The organism is Belliella pelovolcani (genome assembly GCF_900156785.1).
GTDB classification, from domain to species: domain Bacteria; phylum Bacteroidota; class Bacteroidia; order Cytophagales; family Cyclobacteriaceae; genus Belliella; species Belliella pelovolcani.
Genome location: NZ_FTOP01000004.1, coordinates 221,955 through 246,380 on the forward strand (window position 1 = coordinate 221,955; position 24,426 = coordinate 246,380).

Consider the following 24,426-nt stretch of genomic DNA (forward strand, 5'->3'; position numbering starts at 1 on the left):
AAAATATTACCGAGAGCTTCTTGTGTAATTATTTCAGTTTTTATCATTCAAGGATAATCAAATAAAAAACTGTCTCCTCAATCAATCATGACTTTCACAACTCAGTGTTGCAGCTATAGGATTGATCAAGGAGACAGCTGGTATTTTTATCCTATTGATCTTTTAAAATCTAGAATTTTATTGTGGTTGCATTGAACTTGACAACTCTTTTCAACTCACCAAACGTGTAACAATTCAATTTTTCAAAGAGAAGTCTATTTTGCTCTCACTTCCATCTGAGTAGTAGCCTGATGTACTTGACCAAATAGATCTGTGGCTTCTACTTCTATGGTATGTGTCCCAACAGGTAAGTTGCTTGGAATGTTTGCCCGCCACAAGTGGGTACTTTTTTGAGGTAAGGAGGGTCTTTTACCTTCCAGTAGTTCTGTAGTAGTATCCCACTCAAATAGCTCAACCAGGTATTTAGGGGCATAATCTTCTAAATAATTCATATCGGACCAATTCCCACCATTGATTCTATATCTCACATTATTTTCTTCCGATCCCATAAAGAAGTTAACATAAATCCCAGACGTGGTTCGCTTTCCTGCTTCTAGTACTTTCGGTGCAAAAATATCCATTTGATATGTCGCAGGCTTTCCAGGTACCTTATAGCGGATTTTATATTGATTACCAGTTACATCCAAAAATGCATATCCTCTCGGAGAACCATCTCTCATTGTAGAAATAGGAAGCCCTTGCTCATCTAATTTTCCTTTGTACCAATCTCCAGATGGTGTCCCTGCATTGTAGTGATGATGTGGTTTTTCCCCGTGCCATCCATAGGCTGTTCCCATCAGGTCTTGGCGTTGGTAATGGGTATGGGCTGACATACTGAAATTATTCGGAAACGGCTTCAACAACTCAAATAACCGCTCTCTATCCTCATCCCTAAATGAATCTCCTTCTTCAAACAAAGGAATATGCATGGCTACAATCACCAATTTATCTTTAGGAACCAGTTTCAAATTATTTTCCACAAAAGTCAATTGATCTTCTCTGAATCCACCCCAATAACCGACCCCATCTCTAGGATCTGGATAAAGGATGTTTTCTAAGACTAGAACATGTACATCTGCATAATTGAAGGAATAAGTAGCGGGTCCAAAATGCTTTGAAAATGTCTCATCAGTAAGCTTATCATCCTCTACATCGTAATTTTGATCGTGATTACCCATCACGTGATACCATGGAATCCCAATCTTGGAAACTACTTTAGAATATGCTGGGTAGAGACTCAAGTCATCTCCGACTATATCACCTAGGGCAATCCCAAAAGGAATTCCCTGAATACCTTCCACTTCTTTGACCACAGATTGATAAAAGTAATCTACTTCCGTCAAGTTGTATGGCTGAGGATCACCAAAAACCAAGGCAGTAAAATTCTTGTCTTCTACCTGCTTTTTCAATCCAAAGTCCAAAGATTTCTGGAGTTCACCTGTAGGGGAAGAGCCGGCGTATCTCAACCCAGTAGGTGAGCCACTCGGTTTGTGGATATAAAAATATTGAGGAAAATTAAATTCATTGACTGGAAGTGCATATCCTGATGGCTTGATAACGAAAATCAAATCTCCATCAGAAACAGGAAGATTGTATTCTCCTTTTTCATTGGTCTGTACCACATCTCGACCATTGGAGATGCCTACACCTGCCAATCCTGGTTCGTTTCTTTCCTTTTTACCATTGCCATTAAGGTCTTCATAAATCACCCCCTTTGCCATATCCTGAGCAATGGAAAGACTGGTAAACATCACTCCTAAAAGTAGGAGTTGAATTGATTTTAGATTTTTAACTGCTATCATAAAAACTTTTGATATTAAACAATTTAAATATATTAATGAATAAGGAGTAGGCTTTAGCATTCGTATTATCATTTCTTTACCTTATACCAATGGACTTAATCTTTTTCTAAAACTGAAATTTTAAAAATGAATCATTAGCAATTCAGCTATGTTTGCTTGTTGTAATGGAAAACTTGAAATCCAATTGAAAAAATGACTATCCCAGATCTATCATATACCTACAGCAATCTTCCTCTTCAATTTTTTTCACATCAAGAACCCATTCCAGTCAAATCACCTGAAATGCTACTTTTCAATCATAAATTAGTAGAGCAATTGGGTATTGATGATCTTCAAATTAACGATTGGTTAAAAATATGCTCAGGTAATCAAATAATCCCTAATTCTAAACCTTTGGCTCAAGCTTATGCAGGACATCAATTTGGTAATTTCACTATGCTAGGTGATGGAAGGGCTATTTTGCTGGGAGAAATAAGGGGGAAAGATGGGTTGCTCTACGACATACAGCTCAAAGGTTCTGGCAGAACACCCTTTTCCCGTGGTGGTGATGGAAGAGCGACTGTAAAAGCCATGCTCAGAGAATATCTGATTTCAGAGGCCATGCATGGACTAGGAATCCCAACTTCTCGTTCACTGGCTGTAGTTAAAACAGGGGAGCAGGTTTACAGAGAGAAAAATTATGATGGAGCTATTCTTACAAGGGTAGCAAAAAGCCATCTGCGTGTGGGTACTTTTGAATATGCCTACCAGTTCACAACTTTAGAAGATCAAAAAGCACTTACAAAATACGCCATCGAAAGACATTATCCAGAATTAAGGAATGCTGATAACCCAGCCCTAGAATTGTTGAAAGCTGTCCAGCAGCAACAAATCAACTTGATTGTAGACTGGATGCGAGTAGGCTTTATCCATGGAGTCATGAATACTGATAACATGACCATATCTGGTGAGACAATAGATTATGGCCCTTGTGCTTTTATGAATGCTTATGATCCTGAGACGGTATTTAGTAGTATTGATACGACTGGAAGATATGCTTATGGTAACCAACCCAAGATAGCTCAGTGGAATCTTTCGAGGTTAGCTATTGCATTGATTAACCAAATCGACGAAAATCAAGATAAAGCTGTTCAAATGGCTCAAGATGTCATCAACAGCTTTCCCCACAGCTATCAAAAAGAATTCCTTCAAATGATGCGCAACAAGCTGGGTTGGCTAGGGGAGGAGCAAGGCGATAAGCTCCTAATTGACGACCTATTGCGCATGATGCAAAGATTCCTAGCTGACTATACCAATACATTTTTAGGAATTGCTTCAGGAGAGTTTCAAAATGAAAGTATCTTTGAAAGTCTCGAATATCAAGATTGGTATATGAATTGGCTCAAAAGAGCCAGTCTAAATGCTCGTCCGCTTGAGGAAGCGATCCAACAAATGAGTCAATACAATCCACAATTTATCCCAAGAAATGATAAAGTAGAAGCTGCACTAGATGCTGCGGCAGAAGCAAGTGATTTTAGTCTATTTTATCAATTACTGGAAATAGTACAGGATCCCTACAGGCCGAAAACAGGATTTACCGCTTATCAATTTCCTCCTATAAATGGAGATGAAGGTTATCAAACCTTCTGTGGAACTTGATAAAAATTGCTATTTTGCGATGCAATTGAAATAATACCCAAAATATTAAACCACAGACATGATTATCAAAGAAATCAGCCTAGAGGAAGCTTTGCCTGTTAGGCACCTAGCCATGTGGCCTGACAAAGACCTTGACTTTGTTAGGGTTCCTGGAGATGAAGAAGCAACACATCTTGGACTTTTTGCCAATAGGGAATTGATTTCTGTAGTGTCTGTCTTCAAAAAAGAAGAGGGAGCACAATTTCGAAAATTTGCAACACTTCCAAAGCACCAAGGCAAAGGTTATGGTAGCAAATTGCTCGTCTATATGATCGGATTTATGCAAAAAAAAGATGTCCCCAAAATCTGGTGTAATGCAAGAGTGTCAAAAATTGACTTTTATTCAAATTTTGGTCTCGTAACTACACCAAAAACCTTTCAAAAAGCAGGTTTGGATTACGTAGTAATGGAAAAAGTCCTTTGAGAGTTCTTTTTAATTAGTATAGCTACTTCAGCTTAGACATAAAGAAATAAGAGCATATACCAATAAAATCAGCAAACTTCCGCTAAATCCCCTTCATCAGCGTTATCTCAGCATTTATTTCACGCCAAGACGCAAAGAAAATTTTGAAATATTAGATTATTCTTAAAGAACTACAAATCATCTATTAAATGGCAATTCATTGACAAACCTAAATCCACGATTCATCAACAGGTAATCAGCTTTGATCTTCCTTTTAGCTTTCACATGGTATTGATTGTTGCCAATAGTGGTGGTCAGTGAATAGGTGCCGTCTTCTAACTCTGTAACGAATAACTGATATGGATCTTCTTGATCTGATGAGGATATAAAATTGATTTCACCTTCATTCCATATTTGCTCAATGGTGTAGTAATTTTTTGTTTTTGCACGATTGATTGTCATGATCGTTTGCCCCTGGATGATGACTTTTTCCCAATGTGCAGTTGCTGATAGGTTTTCTTTGCCTGCAATTTCAAAATGCGTTACTTCATAGACGCCTTCCCATTCGTTGAGATAAGTCCTGAATGATTGGCTAGCAATATGACCATAAGCAAGGCTCATTGGAATCAGCGCTACAAGGATAGTTTTTGCACCATAATAGCCTATTTTATCCCACTTACTTACCAATGGATAGGTTATAGAGTGAATCTGCGTTGGTTGATGTAGGATAAAAAATGAAATCAGTGACTTGAAATATGGCAAAGCTATCAATATAGAAAACATCAATAAATGACCTGAAAATAACTTTACAGGAACATCAAAAGAAAGATTCACAATAAAAATATTGGTACAAACAGCTATTGAAAGTAAAGCCCCTAATAATACAGTTCTCCTAAATAGCAGCAACATACCTGCAAGAATTTCGGAAACTCCCATAAACCCCTTGTATAATGATGAGTAGCCAAAAAACCTCCAGGCAAGCCCCATGGGAGAAGATTCGCCATAAGTGGTTTCTAAGGCCATCAAACTAGGACTTGGAAACTGCCCATGCAAAAACTTGATCACGCCATAAGACACCAGGGTAATCCCAACAAAATAACGAGCATAAACCAATGCAGCAGGATAGACTTTATCAATCAAATCAAATTTTCTAAAAACAAGTCTAAATACCAACACAATAATCACAGCTACCAATGAGTAGCTCAATAAGGCAACATAATCTAAGGTGGTATCTCCACTGCCATTCATTTCCTGATAACTTACAGACTTGTAACCTAAAAGGTACTCAGCAGTCAAAATATTAAGTTTGGCTTTGAAATTATTGATATACTTACCCAGTAATTGATAGCCATAAGGCATGTAGTTGATTGGAAATGGAAAACAATAAATAAAAATGTACATTGCCATGAAGAGCTTAGAAAATGTTTTGAGGTTATTTAAAATTCTGTTCATAGCCTAATATATTTAAAAGCAATTAAACGAATTTCTTGGTAAGTAATAAATTAAAAATTCTTAAATCTTGGTACTCAATGTTCAAAACAATTTAGAATTAATCATATTAACACTATATGAAGATAATGACTTTGGTGACTTTTATATCCCTCATTATAGTCCACAGTTCGATGAAAATGAATCCATTAATCTTTAATTTTAGAACAAAATTCAAAGAATTGGAATAATCTTATCTGATAAAAAAGAAGGAGATTTTAAACTTTGGATAGATTACATCAAGTTTATTTAATGGCCTAAGCCTTATTTTTTTTTATTTAATCCCCATAAAACCACGGTATATAATTCGCTTATTTTCAAAATATTATATTTCATAATAGATTCATTCCAATTTTTATTCTTCCAATAATTTGTTTGAAAGTTGGATTTTCTGTCAAACTTATTTTTTCTTTTCCGTATAAGAAGCTAGGTATCATAAGAAAGTTTTATGCAAAAGATAATCAAATCAATCCTTCTACTAGCATCTATCATGTTTTTATCCTCGGGCTGTGTTGTAAACTATGTTGGAACATGGCAGAATTATGATGAGGGAAAAGAATTGACCGATCAAGGCAATTATGCTATAAAAAATGATACCATTGGGATCTCTCATGCTTTCAATACCAGAAGTGGAAAGATCCAAATCAGAATGGAAAATTATACAGATAAACCACTGCTAATCAATCTGACCAAATCTGCAATGACTGTCAATGGAAAAGCTATGGGCTTTGTTGATGGAAAGTCTACAATCTATGGGGTTTTGAATTCATTCAACGGTGTTCAAGGCGGATCCTTTTCTATTATTGATGCAGATATGCAAACAACACCCAACACCATTATCATACCTCCATTCTCCTTTGCTGAAGGACAATACACGAATATCAGGGTAGAAAAGCAAATGGTAATAGGGGAGAAATTTGACGGAAATTGGACTACCTATCCTCTTTTTGATGAACCCATGTACATGAAAGTACTATTTTATAATCAAGAAGATAGCCCACTGAAACTTACCAGTTTTATCAACTACTCTGTTTTGAATAAGGATAATGAACCATTGAATACCAACACTTTAATACAAAATTTTTACCTTTCTAGCTATGCTAGACTAAAATATATTGGAGAAAAAACACTAAATCAAAAACTTGAAAGTAGAGAAGATATGTCTAGCTATTCTGTACTTAAAGGAGGTGGATTAGCAACAGGATTATTACTCGGAGCTCTGATGGTAGGCTTAATCATAGCAGACCCTGACGAATAGAGATCTTATTTTATCATTATTTAAAGCACATCCTAAGGACTTTAGAATTTACTTCGTTTACTCAACCAATCCATGGTTAAGCCTTCTCAAGTTTGAGTTGATTCGTGATACTTGATAGAGCTGATAAAAAATTCATTACTTTAGGGCTATAAAATCAATAGTCAATAATAATGAGCTTTACCAAAACCTTTCCAACCAAGCTTCCATTGAAATTATTAGTATTGCTATGCATGCTATTGAATTTAAGCATAGCCTCAGCCCAAACTCAAAAATCAGGTCCTTTTAACATCATTCAAATTGAAGGAATCAGAGTTTTTGGTAAATCAATCGATCACCAAACTCGCTGTGTTCACTGGCATTCTAACTTAGATGTCATCGCCATCAAATTCAAGTGTTGTGATAAATATTACCCTTGCTTTTCCTGTCATGAAGAAGAAGCTAATCATGAACACCAAGTATGGCCCAAAGGAGAATTTGATCAAAAAGCGATTCTATGTGGTGTATGTGGACATGAATTAAGCATCACTGATTACATGAATGCAGACAACACCTGCCCAAAATGTGAAGCAAGCTTCAATCCCGGCTGCAGCAATCACTATCATTTATACTTTGATGTAGAACAGAAGAAGGTAGGCTTAAGAGCAATTAATGACTTTTTATTCCAGCATTGAGAAAATACTTCATTTCTTAATGGGAAGATTTTAAACCATTAAGGTGTGAAGGGGCATTAAGAAAATACTTAACTCCCTAATCCCTTAATGGTGAAAAATTTCAAACCATTAAAATGTGAAGAATAACCAATTAGATCTCTCCTACATTCTCATAATCCTCACTGGTCCAGCTGATCCTGGCCTGCCCAAGGAGTTAAGTGGGTTGAGTCTGCTATTTAGTTTATAGGTAAAGCTAAGCATGATGATTCTACCAAGGTTATTGGTGACAGATTGCTCTATAAAATTCACATCAGCACGCTGTGATACCCCAATATTCTGATCAAGTAGGTTGTTTCCAGAAATTTTGATCTCACCCATATTATTTTTCAATATAAATCGACTCAATGAAATGTTGAGTAATGGGATAGCTTCATTGAAATCCGTTGTCCTTGAGTTGAATTTCAAATAATTGAAATTTGCTGCAAAAGCATATTTCTCCAAGAATGTCAATCCCAAATCCACATTGTAGTTTTGATTGAAGAACAATTGATTTTGTTGAGGATTGAAGGTATAAGCAGTAGATTGTCTGCTGATATTAGAAGAAAGTCCAAGGTTGACATTCTCTTTCCAAGTAAAATCGTATCGCAGATTTCCCCCTAGGTTATTGATCTGAATCCTATCTTCCAGCTCATTGATCTGATTATAGCCATTACTGTAATTGATATTGGGACCTAGATTAAACCTACTATTCAATGAGGGTATTGGAAAGCCAAGATTGACTGTTCCACCAAACAACATATTGTTGCGGACATTGACGGGGGTGATAGTTCTGACCTGCCTTTCGTCTATGCTTTGAGCATTTACAATGGCATTTTCTGTAAAGTTGGCAAATCCATTTGCAAAAATGTTAATGAACTTTCCCATATCGAAACTATTGTAATTCACTTGCCATCTATGATTGTATGCAGGACGTAAAGTAGGATTCCCAACATAAATATTCAATGGATCAGCATTATTGATCACGGGCTGCAACTGCTCTATATTTGGTTCATTCACGGAGGTTTGATAATTGAACACGAGATTTTTTGTATTGCTCATGCTGTAATTCATCCTGAGGCTTGGGAGCAAATTCTGAAAGTTATTACTCACTGTTTCATCAAATAGAAGTAATTCTCCATTGAGTGTGGTGGCTTGCAGGGCCAATCCAGCCACCAAATTATATTTCCCTGCATTATAAGATACATTGGCACCGGGTCTATGGTAGGTGTACACAGCATTGAACCGATTACTCAGTGCTTGATTGAATACCAAATTTTCGCCGTCTCTATCATAAACCGCTCGATCTACTTCACTTCGGTTTTGTCTAAAGTTATAGACCAATTCCAAATATTTCCTTCCGCCCAAAGGTGAAGTATATGAAACATTCGCACCATAGTTAATGGCTTGGTTCTGTTGCCTATTCTCTTGCTCAATCACTTCTACACTTGGGGCTTCACCAAAAAATTCATTGGTAGCAGACAGTAAGCCATCGAAATCACTCGCATTGATTCCAAAAGTTAGGTTAGCGGAAATCGTCTGTCCAGGTTTGTTGAATCGATGTCTCAATAGCATTTCGGTATTTGCTTGATAGGTATCACCAAAAGTCAAGTTAGTCCTTTCTCCACTGTTGAGTATATTCCCATCTAAGTCTCTGTTGGCTGTTTCACTCCGTCCAAATCGGTCAGATTGGGTAATTTGAGCATTGGTAGTGGAGCGAAAAGAATTGAGGCTATCAATACGATGATCTACGATCAAGTTCAACCGATGATTGCTGGAAGCATTATCTTGAATGCTGCGTTCTTCAAAAGTAAAATCACCAGAAGGAAAGAAATTCAACCGGTCTATATCTTGTGAAATCTGATGATTGAGCTGATTGAAAAAATAGCTACTTCTCAACTGTGTATTTTTTGAGAAATCTTGATTGACATTTGCTCCATAAGCATGACTATCCATGATGCCATTCATGCGTTGACCAGAGTTAATCGGAATCCCAGCACTTCCTCCTCCAAGACCACCTACAGTGACTCTCACTTGGCCTCCAGCTGCTCCCATGCTCTGTACACCGCCTTGGAAATTGAGATAATCAGCAATTGAGAATCCTTGCTCGTTGATATTGTTTGAAAGCCCCAAAAATGACAATTGCTGATTTTCTGAAAATCTATTGAGGTTACCTTGAAGTTTATAGCGCTGATCTTCACCATAACCACCAGTGAAATTCCCAAAAAATCCTTTTTTGAAATCCTCCTTGAGTTTTAAGTTGATAGTCTTTTCACGCTGTCCATCGTCTATTCCTGTAAACTGAGACTGCTCAGACCTACGATCTAGGATTTGGACTTTTTCTATAGCTTCAGCCAGTAGGTTCTTTGTTGCCAGTTTTGGATCAGTTCCAAAAAACTCCTTACCATCCACCAAAATCCTATTGACTGTTTCTCCTTGCGCTTTGATATTGCCCTCTTGGTCCACTTCCACACCAGGCAGTCGCTTCAGTAGTTCTTCTACATTGGCATTGGGCTGTGTTTTGAAAGCATCCGCATGATACTCTATAGTGTCCTTCTTGATTGTAATGGGGGCAATATCTTGGATGGTAAACTCATCTAAATCGGCGGTCTTTTCTTTCATTTGAATGATCCCCAAATCCAAACTGAGGGAATTTTCAGGCCTTTCCACGAGGCTATAGAATGTTTCCATTCCCATGAAAGTCACCTGTACCAGACAGGACTCCTCAGAAATATTTCGGATTTCGAATGCTCCTTTTGCATCACTGATTCCAAAAGCCAGCAAAGTTGAATCAGCAGTACTCAAAAGCGTAACAGTGGCAGAACGCAAAGCTTCCGACTGACTGTCTTGTAACTTGCCCATTAAGGACCATCGGCTATTTTGCGCTGCAGCATGGATTGAGGCGCCAAACAAAAGAAGAAAAACACAAGCAATAAGCTTTTTCATAAATAAAACTTAGTAGAATTAATAAATTTTCCAGTAAAGAACATCTAGCTTTTATATTTGCACAAAGCACGATGTACTAAGTACCAAGTGCCCAAGGACTTAAAGAGAAGCGATTGATTAGCAATTATGGCTTATACACACCATCAAAATTCTGATCTATAGAATGAATAAAACCTCCATTGAATCAAAAACCCGAATTTTTGAATCTTCCAATTTTCCAATCTTTAATCTCTAATTGCTAGAAACTTCTAATAAATGTCCTTACTCCTCCTTGACCTTGCATTTGAACACCCATATTCTTCATTTGCTCTTCTAGCATAGCTCGGTAGGCTTCGTCACTGATCTCCTGACCACCTTTGGGAGCCTTTAGTTCATTTTTCTTCAATGCTCTCCATTCAATTTTATCGACACTGATAATCATATCATCATCATTGATCGCAACTTCAAGAATCAATCCTGGTAAGCCATGGAAATTCTCAGGACCAAGGGGGATTCTAATATCTTCTGTATACCAAGCCTTGATTGCCCTTTGATTTTCATCCGTGTAACTGGCACTTTTACATAGAAGGCCTTGAATTTCTTTTGTATCATCTTCTAGTTTCCAAGGAATCCTGTTAAGCTCCTTTTTGGTATGGTATTTTTTGCCCATAAACTCTCTAACCAAAGTGATCATTGATTCCTTTCTATCCTGATAAGTCTCATTAGAATTCATGGTACGCATGACCATACGATTGCCCCCAGGTTGATCAAAAGGATTTACCTCCTCAGGAATACTTCTATAAAGGCTTTCATTTGGGTTGAAAAGTAGGATATTTTTTGTCTCGTTAAACTCTGGGATCATGCTTTTCAACTCCTCTCGATCAGCTGGCAGCCTTTTATGCATATTGATCTTAGTTTGGTAAATAATGGCACCCTCTTCAGCATGTTGGCTGACAAATGACCAAAGGGCACATAGAATCATGGCAAAGATGTACTTTTTCATATCCTCACGGTTTTTAAAGTTGATTAGCTATGCAATCCTGATTGAATTACTGCATCAAATGTAGGTAGAGAAAAAAGACAACTAGGTTAATCAAACTGTAAACAAGGTTAATTAAGGTTAACGAGGCTAAGTAGCCCTGAGAAAAGCGCTTATCTTTGTTTTATGACCAAAAAGAACAATTCCTTCTTAATCCTAATGATATCCAGCATCCTAGTGATGCTAGTGCTTCAAGGTCTGTGGTTACACGCTGTATATCAAGATTATAAAGCAGGTTTGAAGCAAGAGACTTCTTTACTTTTCTCCAATACTGTCACTGACTTGATAGACTCATTGGTATGGAAAGGAGCTTCGCCCCTAAGGATGTCATCTATGCCTCATAAAGATAGTATCCAAGCTGGTGAGACTAGGGGAGTAGTCCTAAGAAGAATTGATCAACAATTCCATAATCAATTGACCGATGGGAAATTGAAGATTCAAGTAACTGTAGATTCTCTTAGGGATGCAATAAATGATTCTGTAAAAAGTAGAGTAATAAGTATTATTTCATCTGATACCAATTTTGGAGTTGATTCGATCAGGCAATTTATCAGGCCGATCATCCAAAATCCTGATAGCATCTCTGGACGTGGAATGGAGTTTATTTTTAGAAGGGAAATCCTAGATAGTGCGCTCGTATCTGAATTTTTTAATAAAAAACTTACTGAGCAAGATTACAACCTAAATGCCACGGTTCGAAAGTTGAACTTTGGTCAAGATGCCACCATTGATGAATCAAATAGTTTGGTACTAGATGAAGTTATCGTTCCTTTTGGTGTTAAACTACAAGCCGAATTGATCAACTATCAGTCCTATCTGTGGTCGAAAATGCTTCCTACATTATCCTTCGGATTATTAGCACTAGCTTTGATCAGCTTTTCCTTTGTCGTATTGTACAGTAATATACTAAGGCAACAAAGGCTTAACCTGCTCAAAAATGACCTGATCAGCAACATCACCCACGAACTCAAAACACCTGTAGCTACAGTGGGAATTGTGTTGGAGGCATTGGAAAATTTTGGGGTAGATCAGCAGGTCGAAAATAGAAAGGAATACATTCAAATAGCCAAAAAAGAGCTTGATAGACTTAGTAAAATGTCTGAAAGTATCCTAAGTTCTTTGGTAACAGGTACACAAGAGGTAACCAAAAGCCATTTTCGATTTGATCAAATACTTGAAGAACAAATTCAAGCTTTTAAACCCATTTTACACGCCAAGGGTTTTATTTTTAACTTTGATAAACAAGCTGGAAACTACAATATGTTTGGAAATCAGGAACAATTGACCTTAATGGTTTTCAACCTACTAGATAATGCAGTCAAATACAGTCTAAAGACAAAGTTGATTCATCTGAAACTGTACAAAAAGGATAAGCAAATTGTCTTTGAAGTTCAAGACCAAGGAATAGGAATACCAGAAAAATATCAGAAAGACATCTTTGACAAGTTTGTCCGCGTGCCCCAAGCAGACCTACATGATGTCAAAGGCTATGGATTAGGACTCTCTCAAGTAGCAGCATCTATTCAAAATCACCATGGAAAAATTAGCCTAAGCTCAACTGAAGGAAAAGGAACATTATTCACCATTACCCTACCAGCCCATGACTAAAATCCTCTATGTAGAAGACGAGCCAGCCTTAGGGAAAATCGTCAAAGAAAGCCTGCAAAGTAGAAATTATGAAATTACAATGGCGGAAGATGGCTTGGCGGGTTTGCGTGCTTTTGAAAGCTTGCAACCCGATATCTGTATCCTAGATATCATGCTGCCCAAAATGGACGGCTATACCCTAGCCGAGGAAATCAGAAAAATACATCCGAAGATGCCCATCATCTTCCTCACAGCCAAAAGTCAGTTGGATGATGTGCTCAAAGGCTTCAAAGCAGGAGGAAATGATTACTTAAAAAAACCCTTTAGCCTTGAAGAATTGATCATTAGGATAGAAAACTTACTATCGCTGACTTCTGGTCAAGTAAGCAATTCCCAAGAGGTCAATTTTGGAAAATTCAAGTTTCTCCCCACACGCTACGAACTAAAGGGGCCAGGTGATACTATCAAAAGACTATCTCACAAAGAAGCGGGAATTCTGAGCCTCTTACTTCAGCATGGCAATAGCCCCTTAGAGCGCAAAGAAATCCTACTCAAACTTTGGGACGATGACAGCTACTTCAACTCTCGAAACCTCGATGTCTACATCACCAAGCTCAGAGACTATCTCAAAGCCGATCCTAGCGTCGAAATCATCACCATCAAAGGGATTGGATACTACTTTTCTTATTAAGGGAGATTAACTTCATTTGCCTTGATACCATTGATATTCATCATTGTCTCTATAGTCTGATCCATTTGTTTGGATAAACTGATCAATGCTTGGATATTGGGATCGGATATATCCTCAAAGTGAGCATATTCAAAATAAAAAACATCGCCAATTTCAAAAGCATCATCAATTTCTTTTAGATCATTGGACATGGCCATCGAAACGAGCAAACCAAAAACTTTGTTCCTAGCCTCCCAAAGCTCATTGATCGTATCTATAATTTGCTCTTTGTAGGTTTTCATTTAAATTTCAATTAATTCATACTGTTGATAAATCTCTTTTAATTCAATCTTGTCGAAGAAGTACTTGTCATCCCAAATCTGAAACCCATATCCATTTTCTTCGACAAAAGCTTTTAAGAATTTTCCTTCAACTCGAATAAGAAGACCACAATCTATTAGATTTGAATATTTAGGATCTGTATTTTTAGCTTCGGTAGATTGTGGATGATTTACAAATGTATTGTACATTCCAGCTGATTTAGCAAACATATCTCCTAATGGATCCTTCTTTCTCGTTAAAAACGTCTTCAACTTTTGCCTTGCTTTATTTAAAAATTGTTTGGTTTTGGAAAATTCATCATAGATTGAAAAGTGTAGAACTGCTCTTGAAATAAATATTTTCTCAATTTTTTTATCCTGACAGACTAGCTTGGTATGTTCTTCCGCAACAAACGCCTCTTTATATTTCGTCAATTTCCCTATGACAGCCTCAGAGTATATATGAGGGGAATCAACATCTTCTAAAGTACATTCTATTTTAAAATAGAAGCTGCCATAGTCAAAAACATAATCGATATACTCATACCAAATTTTTTGAGGAGGATTTTCTTTAATATACTGAGCAAACTCTACTTCTGTGTCTGAGTATATATGTTCCATTTAAAAAGTTATTGACGAGTTGGACTTATGTTTTTGATTTGAACAAAAATAGAATAATTTACTAATTAGGAAGGGATTAATCTATCATTTCAACCACTTCTTGAAATTTATAATTTCGAGAAACAGATAAAATGGATTTGCAATCCCCCTCAAACTACAAATCAATATTCTATTATCCACCTATCGTTAATTTTAGTTAACCACGCAGCACCTTACTAACATTTTGCTTAGTTTTAAAAGATGCATTTACAAACGAGAAATACTTTACATTTCACAAGCCTCTTTGTTGTCGGATTAACATTATTTTCTTCCTGTGGAAATGAAGCGGTTAAGCAAAATCAAAGTACATTAAACTATTCCATTGACACAGTTTCCATAGACTCCAAGGATGAAATTCTATTCTTACAACGCAATTTATATACATCAGATTATTCTGAATTTGATGGGATGCTGTACAATTTCAACGACAAAACTAATCAGGTCGAACAAATCAATCTCAATACCTTAACAGTCGAAAAAGTCATTCCTTTTGAGCAAGAAGGCCCCAATGGTACAGGGTTTTGGACTTCTGATCTGAAGATTGCTTCTGAGCAACAGCTTTTTTTAGGGGGAGAACGCGCTGGAATCTATACCCTTGATGGCAAATTACAACACAGATTCGATTGGTCTGCTATTGAAAAAGAGAAAGGAGGAATCTTGGCTGAAGAACGCGTATTCTATCAAGTGGTGAATCCCAACTTTCAACAGCAGGTTTTTGCCATTGTTGTGAATGACCATGCCAACTCAGTTTCTCTTCGACAACTCGATAGCTCAGATAATTTCATTCAGTCCTACAACATTGATCCCAATGAAAACTACAAAACCTACACCTTAGGTGATTTAAGCAATTACAACAAATGGGACCCAAGAGTCAATATTAAAAGTGTCAGGGATCACATCATTGTCTCCCACGAATATGCCAATGATTTTTATGTTTTGTATCCCGAAAAGGATTCTCTGATCTCCATACAGTACGATGCTCCAAACTTACCTTCAAAAGTTACCCCTACGACTGAAGGTGACCTAGTAAACTCCACAGAAGATAGGAAAAATGCGCTTAAAAACTATCGCAGTCAAATCGTATATGGCCATTTGGTTTTTGACAACACAAACAAAAAATACCTCAGATTATCGGCTTCTATCGACTATGGGGAAAAAGAAAGAGAAGAATATCTACTCCCAGAGATTGATAAGAGCACACTCTACATTTCATTTTTTGATGAAAACTTCAATCATCTCTCAGACCAAGAAATTCCTGAGATCAAAAAATCAGGAATCCCTAAATATTTTATCAAAGAAGGAGCCATTTGGATGTTCCTGAACTCGGAAGATGAAATGAGTTTTGTTCGTGTACAGTTTTAAAAACTAAGAGAAAATCAAGAGACCCAATCTCTACCATCTTAAACTCACAGATGCCTATCTGAAATATCCCTTCTGCTTTATATTGCATCTATCCTCAATTTCTCAATCTTTTCACTTGTCTTATCCTTAGTTTTTTTATCCAAGTTACAATCTTGTAGGCTTGTGTTACACCTAGATAGGTCCTCTTGATCTCTGAAACTTTATTTTTGGCCTAGAAAATCTTGACAAATCACTACTCAAAATATGGATAGACCAAGAGTAAATTTGTCTTCTAGAACCTATAAATCTTAATAAATTTTAAAAAATACATGATACCCAAATTTATCAAAAACCTAGTTTTTACGTTTCTCACCCTTTCAATTAGCGTCTTTGCCTTTGCTAATTCGACAATTGTTATCGAGCCAACGAGAGAAGACATGACACCCAAAATCCGTGAGCTTATTGAAAACAGCAATGAAAAAGACCTAATCATTGAATTTAAAAAAGGATCATATAAGTTTTTGCCAGACTATGCTTCAGGCAAATATTTAAGCATTACAAATCACGGAAATGGATACAAAAAGATCATTTTCAATTTTGATAAATTCCGGTCAGTCACTATTCAAGGTAATGAATCTGAATTCATCTTTCATGGTCAAGCTATGCCATTCTTTTTCGAGAGCTGCGAAAGTGTAAATATCAGTGGAATAACCATTGACTGGGATATTCCATTTACATTCCTAGGTGAAGTGATAGCTGTCAATGAAGAAGAGGGCTGGCGTGATATTAAACCCCGAAGGGAAGGTTTTTCATGGATCATTAAAAAAGGCAGGTTGGAGTTTCCAAATATTGATGGATTCAATTATACCTATCCAGGAAGTACATTAGCATTTGACCCGATCGAAAAAAGACCCATGCATGGTGCTTGGGATATCAATAGTAACCCAAGGTGGGTGGAAGAGTTGCCCAATGGAAATTTGAGATTCCATGAACATTTAAATCATTATCCACCTGTAGGTTCACTGCTTAGCTCCAAAGGTGATCGCGAAAATGACCGGTATGCTCCAGCTTTTGAGTTCAAAACATCCTCAAGTATCATTTTAGAAAATATCACTATTCACCATGCCTTAGGTATGGGATTTTTATTTGAACGCTCTGAAAATATCCAAATTCTAAATAGCGGAGTGCATTTAAGAGAAGGTTCCAACAGAGTCATTTCCTCCACAGCCGATGCAACCCATTTTGCCAATTGCAAAGGATCCATTTTGATTGAAAATTGCAGGTTTGAAAACATGCTTGACGATGGTACCAACGTACGTGGAACTTATGTGGTAATCGACAAGATCATCGATAATAAAACTGTATTAACCAAATTCATGCACTTCGAGCAAATGGGTTTTGAATTTGCCGCCCCATCTGACGAGGTTTGGTTTATCAAGCAGCCCTCTCCTGAGCGAAGTGAAACAGCTATCGTCAGTCAAGTAAGAACCATCAACGAGCAATTCACTGAACTTAGCTTCACTACTAATATTCCAGCAGGATTGCAGCCTGGGGATATTTTAGAAAATAAGACCTGGAATCCAGAATTCACCATGCGAGGCTGCACAATCAGAAATCACCGCGCAAGAAATATTGTTCTCAAAACTCCTTTGAAAACGATTATTGAAAACAACTACTTCTCATCTATGATGTCTTCTGTATTCTTTAGAGGAGAAACGTTCTTTTGGTTTGAATCTGGAGGAGTAACGGATGTGTTGATCCAAAACAATACTTTTGAATACTGTGCATATAGCGGAGCTGAACATGCTGTTCTAAACATCACACCAAGATTAGGTAAATCATTTGATCAGGAGCAGTTATATGATCGTAATATTAGATTTGAGAATAACACCATACATACATTTGGAAATAGAATCGTCATGGCTGATAGGGTAGATGGATTAATAATTCAAGGGAATAAAATTGTGAAAATCGATCAAGGTCCTAATCTTTATCCTGATGCTCCAATGATAGAACTAACAAACTCTCAAAACATTAGCATAGAAGGTAATAGTTATGAAGGCGAATCTATCAAAGCCGTAAAACCAGATGAAAAAAGCTCAAAAACCTTAAAAATTGAAAATAATAAAGGGTTTAATGAAAAGTAAATATGAGAATCCGCGAAGTTGCACGTTCAGAAAAAAGAGGCTTTATATCATGCGGATACTCGTCCACAGACAACAGCCCACAGCTTGTGCGTGACGTAGTCAACTGAAGGTGAAATCATACATTCTTCTATTAATTGTTTGGCTAATTGCAAGGAAGCGCATATACATATATAATCAAAAGGGGCTCTGTAGAAGCCCCTTTTGATTATCTAATTTATCACTCAATTTGATATCCTAAAGAAGATCGTTTTTAGAATCGACAAAGCAAAACTCACATTTTTCAATGATCAATCTCCTTGCTTTTTGACTTTAGGTTATTCAAGTACTCGGTTGCGGTGATGTTCATGATTTTCTTAAAGTTATTATTGAAACTACCATAATTGGTCATACCAATGGCGTTCATGACTTCTTGTACCCTGTCACATCCTTGATCAAACATGCTGACGGCATGCTTGATTTTCGCCCGCACAATGATTTCCTTGCCCGTTTCACCTACTAGAGTTTTGAGCTTGCGATGAAGGTGCATTCTACTCAATCCTACTTCATTGGCGAGATCATTCACAGTAAAACTAGCATCTTCAAGGTTTTCTTCAATTACCTTATTCACATTTTGAAGCAAGCGCTGATCATAGGATGTATAATGGGTTCTAATATCGAAATCTAAATTATGTTCAAGTAGATACGATTTAAACCTATTCCTAGTCACTAGAATATTTTCTACTTTCCTATGCAAAACTTCAGAGTCAAACGGTTTGGTGATGTAGTCCCATGCGCCAGCATCTAGGCCTTTTTTCTGCATTTCCACATCCGTTTTAGCTGTGAGAAATAAGATCGGAATATGAGAAGTACCCTCATTTGATTTGAGAAGCTTACACATTTCAATACCATCCATGATTGGCATCATAATATCACTGATAATGATATCAGGAAGCTTATTCTGCGCCATTTCAAAACCTTGTTCACCGTTATTAGATTCCAAGATTCCATAATCATGCTGCAAACTCAATTTCAAATAATTCCTTAAATCATGGTCATCTTCCACAATCAAAATTGTTTCCTCATTCACCGCTGTCTCTTCTTCAAAAAGAGTATCTGCATCGTTGTAAACCTCTGCAGTTTCATCAGTTAAATCAGTCTGATAATTTGAGTATCGTTCTTTTGAAATTGGAAGTTCTATGATAAACTTCGCTCCACCCAGCTTACTATCTACCACCTCAATAGATCCACCATGGGCTTGAATAAGCTGCTGAGCTAAATGCAGACCTATTCCAGAAGAAGCTCGATCCTTTCCGTGATAAAACCGCTCAAATACCCGGTCTTTTTGCTCATCAGGAATTCCAGGACCACTATCGCTCACAGTTATGATGGCAATCAATTCTCCCTCAACTTCTTTGGACTTTAAAGATATATTTATGGTGCCTCCCTGAGGCGTGTATTTGAAAGCGTTAGATAAGATATTATAAAACCCTTTTTCAAGGACATCTTGATCAAAAAATCCCACACAATGATCAAGGTTTAATCTCAAATCAATTTTCTCGTGATTGACTTGCCATTCAAAAGATTGTAGGTAGTCACGAATGGTTTGTCTTAAATCCCTTTTTGTCACCTTGATGAGGTTCAATCCTTCTGTTATTTTTCCTAAATCTAATAATTGATTGACTAAAAAATTCATTCGATTGATGTTTCTAGAGACAATTTGAAGGAATACATTCTTTTGATCTGAATTAAGATCATGTTTGAACAAATCGTTAAAAGGAGCTAAAATCAAGGATAAAGGAGTTTTGAACTCGTGAGCTACATCCACAAAAAACCTCAGCTGCTTTTCCCTAAGGGCATTATCTTGATTGATTTTGATTTGATCTAGCTGTATTTGATGATCTAATCTTTGCTTACTATGATAGAAATAGATAAAAACAATAATAATCGATATCAATACTAAGGAATAAATCAAATATGCTATAGGGGTCTTCCATGGCGACGGAATAATACTGATCGGTAAGTATATTGAATTCTCTGCCCAATTACCCTCATTATCTTCTGCTTGAATCTGTAAAACATAATTGCCTGGATCTAAATTGGAATACGAAATCAACCTATTTTCATTGGCATTGATCCATTTCTTATCGTAATTTTCTAGTCGATACCTAAACCTATTCTTTGTAATGCTGGAATAATCAGTTCCAGCAAATTCAAGGGAGAAATTGTTCTGGTTGTGATTTAATTCTAAAATTTCCGCTGAATTGATATTCTTATTTAAAATCACTGATCCAAATAGCTCTCTACCAGGCGTAACGAGTTCATTGTGGATTTTAAGATTAGACAATAGAATTTCAGGCTTTTTTAGTTTGGTGTTCAGTTTTTGAGGATTAATAAAATTCACCCCACTTGTTGTACCAAAGAAAAGTAAATCTCCGAGCTTACCTGAACCTTCTGTCATGCTACTCGATAGAAGACCATCGCCATAATCATATTTCATGATTTTACCTGACTCTGGTTTATACTGAATTAGACCATGGGTATTTGAAAGCCAAAGGTCACCAATGTTGTCCTCCACAATGCTCACGATTTTCTTGTCTAAAATTCCATCAATTTCTACCTGCTCAAAAACTCTGGAATCTTGTTCTCTAACAAACAAACCAACATCTGAACCTAACCAAATGCTATTATTTTTATCTGTATGAAAAGCCCAAACTGAAGTATTGAAAATAGGGGAGTCATTCAAATCATATAATAATTCATCTTCAAGTCCCAAGAAATCTCCCTTTTCATCAAAATTGATTGCTATAAGGCCTTTTGAAATGGTAGCAACAAGTAATTGTTTACTATTTTTATCATAATGCATTCTAAAAACAGTATATTCTTCAAGTTCCTTAAGTGCTGCATGCTCTGCCCATACCAGTTGATAATTATTGTTATCCTTAAAAACTATACCATTGCTGGTTCCTAAAAAAATGCGACCAAACTCATCTCTTTCTATTGATCTAATACCTTGAGATCTCCTATCTGCAATCACCCCATTCAAAGACACGCGTTGAAATCTTTTATCTCCATCATATATCAATAGGCCTTGATCCGAACAAACATAAAGTTTGTTATCAATTTCAGCCATCTGGTTGACATATTTGATATCGTATGGAATCAGTTTTTCGAATTTTTGAGTAGCCAAATCAAAATTGAACAATCCTTGATTATTAATCCCTATGTATAAATCGTTTTCCTTCACATACAAATTCCTAATGTATGGTCTATTAAGGTCATTCAATTTTAATGAACTAAACCATGTCTTTTCAAGACTTGTAAAACATAAACCATGTCGATTCCCAACCCATAAATTGTTTGATCGGTCAAAATAAAGAGATAAAACAATATTGCTCAATAAACTCCTATTATCTAATTGAGATGAAACAAATTGATTGACAAAATTCAAAGAAGAATCCAATTGAATTAAACCACTTACTTCAGTTCCTACCCATAAGTTTCCCTGATTGTCTACTTCTAGTGATAGCACAGTTTCTTTGTCAACTAACTCAAGTTGATTCAAAAATCCACCTTTTTCTAAGTCAACAACTTGGTAAAGACCTGTCAATGATCCTACTATTATCTTTTCATTCACAATTTCCATACAGGTGACGGTTGCATTTGTAGGGTCTTTTATTTTCTTTAAGATTTCATTTTCTAACAAAAAAACACCTGAATCCCCCACAAAAAACTTGTTTCCATTGGCGTCCTCAGCAGAGGACTTAAAATGAATTTTTTTGGAAGATTGGATATACTCAAAATATGCTTCTTTCTCTTCATTCAATTGGAGTATCCCATTACTTGTGGCTGCATAGAATTTTTTATCATTAGACAGTAAAAAATCATAAACTGTCCCAGTACCTGCAGGGGTGGGAATACGTACAAATTTCTCTTGCTGAAGAGAATAATATGAAACATGCCCTGCTTGAGTACCAATCCAAAGTCTCTTTTGGTCATCTTCTTTTAGTGAGCTAATTCTATTGTCGGGTAAACTTTCTGGATTGCCCGATACTCTGTGAAAGGACTGAACCCTTACGCCGTCAAACCTATTTAATCCATCAAAAGTCCCAATCCAAATAAATCCAAAACTATCTTGTACGATTGAGTTAACATCATTTTGGGACAACCCATTATCAACACTCAACTGCCTGAAGTAAAGCTCTTGTGCTGCGACACTACCAACGAGGAAAACAATTAACAATAGTGTCGATATAATATTTGTTATTTTGAGATTTTGCATAAGACACTTCACTTTGATGATCATGATATAATAATATTCATTTAGATCCATTTCTAAAGACTTTACATCAATTTGTTACAGACTTAAATCATAATGTTACATAGGGTAAAATCCAGCTAGGGAGATCCTATTTATCATTTTTTACATTTGCTGATACCCCATCAATTACTCAATAATTTAAAAAAATTAAATTCACAGCAATGAAAAGTTACAGACATTATTTGATTTTTTCATTCATCATGGCCATTGGTTGTAGCCAACCACATTCGAAAGTTGCATCTGATGATATTGGAGAAAAGCCAAATATCATCATCATTTACTTGGATGATTTGGGGTATGGTGATCTAAGTGCTTATGGTGCTACAGAATTTGAGACTCCTCAGATCGACAAATTGGCAAAAGAGGGAATGATGTTTACCAATGCATACGCAACTTCCGCTACTTGCACACCTAGTAGATATGCCTTATTGACGGGTGTTTATCCTTGGAGAAATGATGATGCTAAAATTTTACCTGGTTCAGCACCATTATTAATTGAGATTGATCAGATGACAGTTCCAAAAATGCTAAAAAATGAAGGTTATAATACAGCCATCGTTGGTAAATGGCACCTAGGTCTTGGAGATGGTAATGTCAATTGGAACGAAAAAATAACCCCTGGCCCAAATGAAGTTGGTTTTGATTATGCCTTCATCATGGCAGCTACTCAGGACAGGGTACCTACTGTTTATATTGAAGATGGACATGTGGTCGGACTTGATAAAGATGATCCGATACTTATCGACTATGACAAGAATTTTGAAGGAGAACCTACAGGAAAAGACAATCCTGAAATGCTCCGTATGATGTGGCATCATGGCCATAATTCTAGCATCGTCAATGGCATCCCAAGGATTGGTTATATGAAAGGTGGGGAGAGTGCCAAATGGATTGATGAAGACATGGCTGATGAATTCTTAATAAAAGCAAAGGACTACATTAAAGTTAAAAGCAAAGACAGTAAGCCATTTTTCCTCTATTATGCAATGCAACAACCACATGTACCGAGAACTCCACATCCTCGATTTGAGGGGAAGTCAGGAATGGGGCCTAGGGGAGACGTGATTTTAGAAGCAGATTGGTGCGTGGGTGAATTGATGAAAACTTTAGAAGAAGAAGGAATATTGGAAAATACCCTTGTGATTTTCTCTTCTGACAATGGGCCTGTCTTGAATGATGGCTACTACGACGATGCAGTAGAAAAACTTGGTAATCATACACCTTGGGGACCCTTTAGAGGTGGTAAATATAGTCTTTTTGAAGCTGGTACAAGAATTCCTTTCATGACATATTGGAAGGGAAAGATCCAACCTGGAGTATCTGATGCTTTGATTTCCCAATTGGATATCTTAAGCTCTTTTGCAAGTATGGTTAGAAGTGAAGTCAAAACCGATGATAGCTTGAACTTGATAGATGTATTGATGGGAAAAAGTAATCAAGGAAGGGAAGATCTTATTCTAGAAGCTATCAGCCGCACGGCTTTGAGAAGTGGAGATTACGTGATGATTCCACCTTATGATGGCCCTGCAGTCCTCGAATCAGTGAATATTGAGCTGGGGAATAACTCAGAATTTCAACTCTTCAATATCACCCAAGACAAAGGCCAAAAGAATAATCTTGCACAACAAGAAACTGAATTACTAGCAAAGCTGATCAAAAGATTTGAAGAACTTCGTGGAAGTTACAATCAAAACATTGAGAAAATAGAGCTTAAATAGTCATTCACCCAAAAAAAGTCTGAAATATTATGCCTCAGACTTCCTTCAATTCATAGATGACAAGTAAATCGTCGTAACACCCATAACTTATTTTGTAACATTTTAGAAGAGTTAAGTTTTGTGTTACAAAAGTGGAGAGTCGTGTTACAAGATTTTTATCTATAGCGAATTGTAATAATTAAACTTACATCAGGATTTAAAGGAAAAAGTTTTGGCTTCCAACCTTTTACACTTTGCCTTTATTCTAAGATTACTCTTGCTACAAATCTAATTGGACCAGGATAATAAATTTCTTCAGAATGATCACTCAAAAATGAATCGCTTCTGGATACAATATCCTAAGTCCGTCTCAAAAACAAATTCAATTAG

At 36.6% G+C, this 24,426-nt stretch carries 16 protein-coding genes; 9 read left to right on the plus strand and 7 right to left on the minus strand.

Annotation, left to right across the window (positions count from 1 at the left end):
• Nucleotides 1-254: 254 nt before the first annotated feature.
• Nucleotides 255-1,841, minus strand: coding sequence for a calcineurin-like phosphoesterase C-terminal domain-containing protein (locus BW935_RS06885; protein WP_076499863.1), 1,587 nt, complete (start codon nt 1,839-1,841; stop codon nt 255-257).
• A gap of 192 nt (nt 1,842-2,033) precedes the next feature.
• Here BW935_RS06885 and BW935_RS06890 point away from each other — a divergent pair, with 192 nt between their 5' ends.
• Both BW935_RS06890 and BW935_RS06895 read left to right on the plus strand, forming a co-directional pair.
• Nucleotides 2,034-3,479, plus strand: a complete 1,446-nt coding sequence (locus tag BW935_RS06890; protein WP_076499865.1) for a protein adenylyltransferase SelO — start codon at nt 2,034-2,036, stop codon at nt 3,477-3,479.
• A 58-nt stretch (nt 3,480-3,537) separates the two neighbouring features.
• Nucleotides 3,538-3,942, plus strand: a complete 405-nt coding sequence (locus tag BW935_RS06895) for a GNAT family N-acetyltransferase (protein ID WP_076499867.1) — start codon at nt 3,538-3,540, stop codon at nt 3,940-3,942.
• Nucleotides 3,943-4,119: 177 nt separating this feature from the next.
• Here the strand turns inward: BW935_RS06895 and BW935_RS06900 are convergent, their stop codons facing one another.
• Nucleotides 4,120-5,373 (minus strand): hypothetical protein, encoded by a 1,254-nt coding sequence (locus BW935_RS06900; RefSeq protein WP_076499869.1) that lies wholly within the window; start codon nt 5,371-5,373, stop codon nt 4,120-4,122.
• A gap of 484 nt (nt 5,374-5,857) precedes the next feature.
• On the opposite strand from BW935_RS06900, the gene BW935_RS06905 reads away from it, so the two are divergent.
• Together BW935_RS06905 and BW935_RS06910 are read left to right on the plus strand one after the other, a co-directional pair.
• Nucleotides 5,858-6,667 (plus strand): hypothetical protein, encoded by an 810-nt coding sequence (locus BW935_RS06905; RefSeq protein ID WP_076499871.1) that lies wholly within the window; start codon nt 5,858-5,860, stop codon nt 6,665-6,667.
• Between the two features lie 170 nt (nt 6,668-6,837).
• Nucleotides 6,838-7,338, plus strand: coding sequence for a CHY zinc finger protein (locus tag BW935_RS06910; protein ID WP_245802657.1), 501 nt, complete (start codon nt 6,838-6,840; stop codon nt 7,336-7,338).
• Nucleotides 7,339-7,479: 141 nt separating this feature from the next.
• On the opposite strand, the gene BW935_RS06915 is transcribed toward BW935_RS06910, so the two are convergent.
• Both BW935_RS06915 and BW935_RS06920 read right to left on the minus strand, forming a co-directional pair.
• Nucleotides 7,480-10,299, minus strand: a complete 2,820-nt coding sequence (locus BW935_RS06915) for an outer membrane beta-barrel family protein (protein ID WP_076499873.1) — start codon at nt 10,297-10,299, stop codon at nt 7,480-7,482.
• A 238-nt stretch (nt 10,300-10,537) separates the two neighbouring features.
• Nucleotides 10,538-11,281, minus strand: coding sequence for a GLPGLI family protein (locus tag BW935_RS06920; protein ID WP_076499875.1), 744 nt, complete (start codon nt 11,279-11,281; stop codon nt 10,538-10,540).
• Between the two features lie 195 nt (nt 11,282-11,476).
• Here BW935_RS06920 and BW935_RS06925 point away from each other — a divergent pair, with 195 nt between their 5' ends.
• A complete protein-coding gene (locus tag BW935_RS06925) occupies nt 11,477-12,925 on the plus strand; it encodes a sensor histidine kinase (RefSeq protein ID WP_175606646.1) in 1,449 nt (482 codons plus the stop codon).
• Entirely contained in the window at nt 12,918-13,595 is a 678-nt protein-coding gene (locus BW935_RS06930; RefSeq protein WP_076499879.1) for a response regulator transcription factor, read from the plus strand. The genes BW935_RS06925 and BW935_RS06930 overlap by 8 nt, the downstream gene beginning before the upstream one ends.
• Here the strand turns inward: BW935_RS06930 and BW935_RS06935 are convergent.
• Both BW935_RS06935 and BW935_RS06940 read right to left on the minus strand, forming a co-directional pair.
• The gene (locus BW935_RS06935) at nt 13,592-13,876 is read right to left on the minus strand and encodes a hypothetical protein (RefSeq protein ID WP_076499881.1); all 285 of its coding nucleotides are present in this window, start codon (nt 13,874-13,876) and stop codon (nt 13,592-13,594) included. The two genes, BW935_RS06930 and BW935_RS06935, sit on opposite strands and share 4 nt — an antisense overlap.
• The gene (locus BW935_RS06940; RefSeq protein ID WP_076499883.1) at nt 13,877-14,515 is read right to left on the minus strand and encodes a hypothetical protein; all 639 of its coding nucleotides are present in this window, start codon (nt 14,513-14,515) and stop codon (nt 13,877-13,879) included.
• A 240-nt stretch (nt 14,516-14,755) separates the two neighbouring features.
• Here BW935_RS06940 and BW935_RS06945 point away from each other — a divergent pair, with 240 nt between their 5' ends.
• Together BW935_RS06945 and BW935_RS06950 are read left to right on the plus strand one after the other, a co-directional pair.
• Nucleotides 14,756-15,916 (plus strand): DUF4221 family protein, encoded by a 1,161-nt coding sequence (locus tag BW935_RS06945; protein WP_076499885.1) that lies wholly within the window; start codon nt 14,756-14,758, stop codon nt 15,914-15,916.
• Nucleotides 15,917-16,332: 416 nt separating this feature from the next.
• The gene (locus BW935_RS06950) at nt 16,333-18,042 is read left to right on the plus strand and encodes an alpha-1,3-galactosidase-related protein (RefSeq protein ID WP_217695351.1); all 1,710 of its coding nucleotides are present in this window, start codon (nt 16,333-16,335) and stop codon (nt 18,040-18,042) included.
• A gap of 280 nt (nt 18,043-18,322) precedes the next feature.
• Here BW935_RS06950 and BW935_RS06955 read toward each other — a convergent pair whose 3' ends face one another.
• Entirely contained in the window at nt 18,323-22,300 is a 3,978-nt protein-coding gene (locus tag BW935_RS06955; RefSeq protein ID WP_175606647.1) for a hybrid sensor histidine kinase/response regulator transcription factor, read from the minus strand.
• A 200-nt stretch (nt 22,301-22,500) separates the two neighbouring features.
• Here BW935_RS06955 and BW935_RS06960 point away from each other — a divergent pair, with 200 nt between their 5' ends.
• Complete coding sequence (locus BW935_RS06960) at nt 22,501-24,057, plus strand: sulfatase family protein (RefSeq protein ID WP_084565852.1); 1,557 nt, start codon at nt 22,501-22,503, stop codon at nt 24,055-24,057.
• Nucleotides 24,058-24,426: the final 369 nt, after the last annotated feature.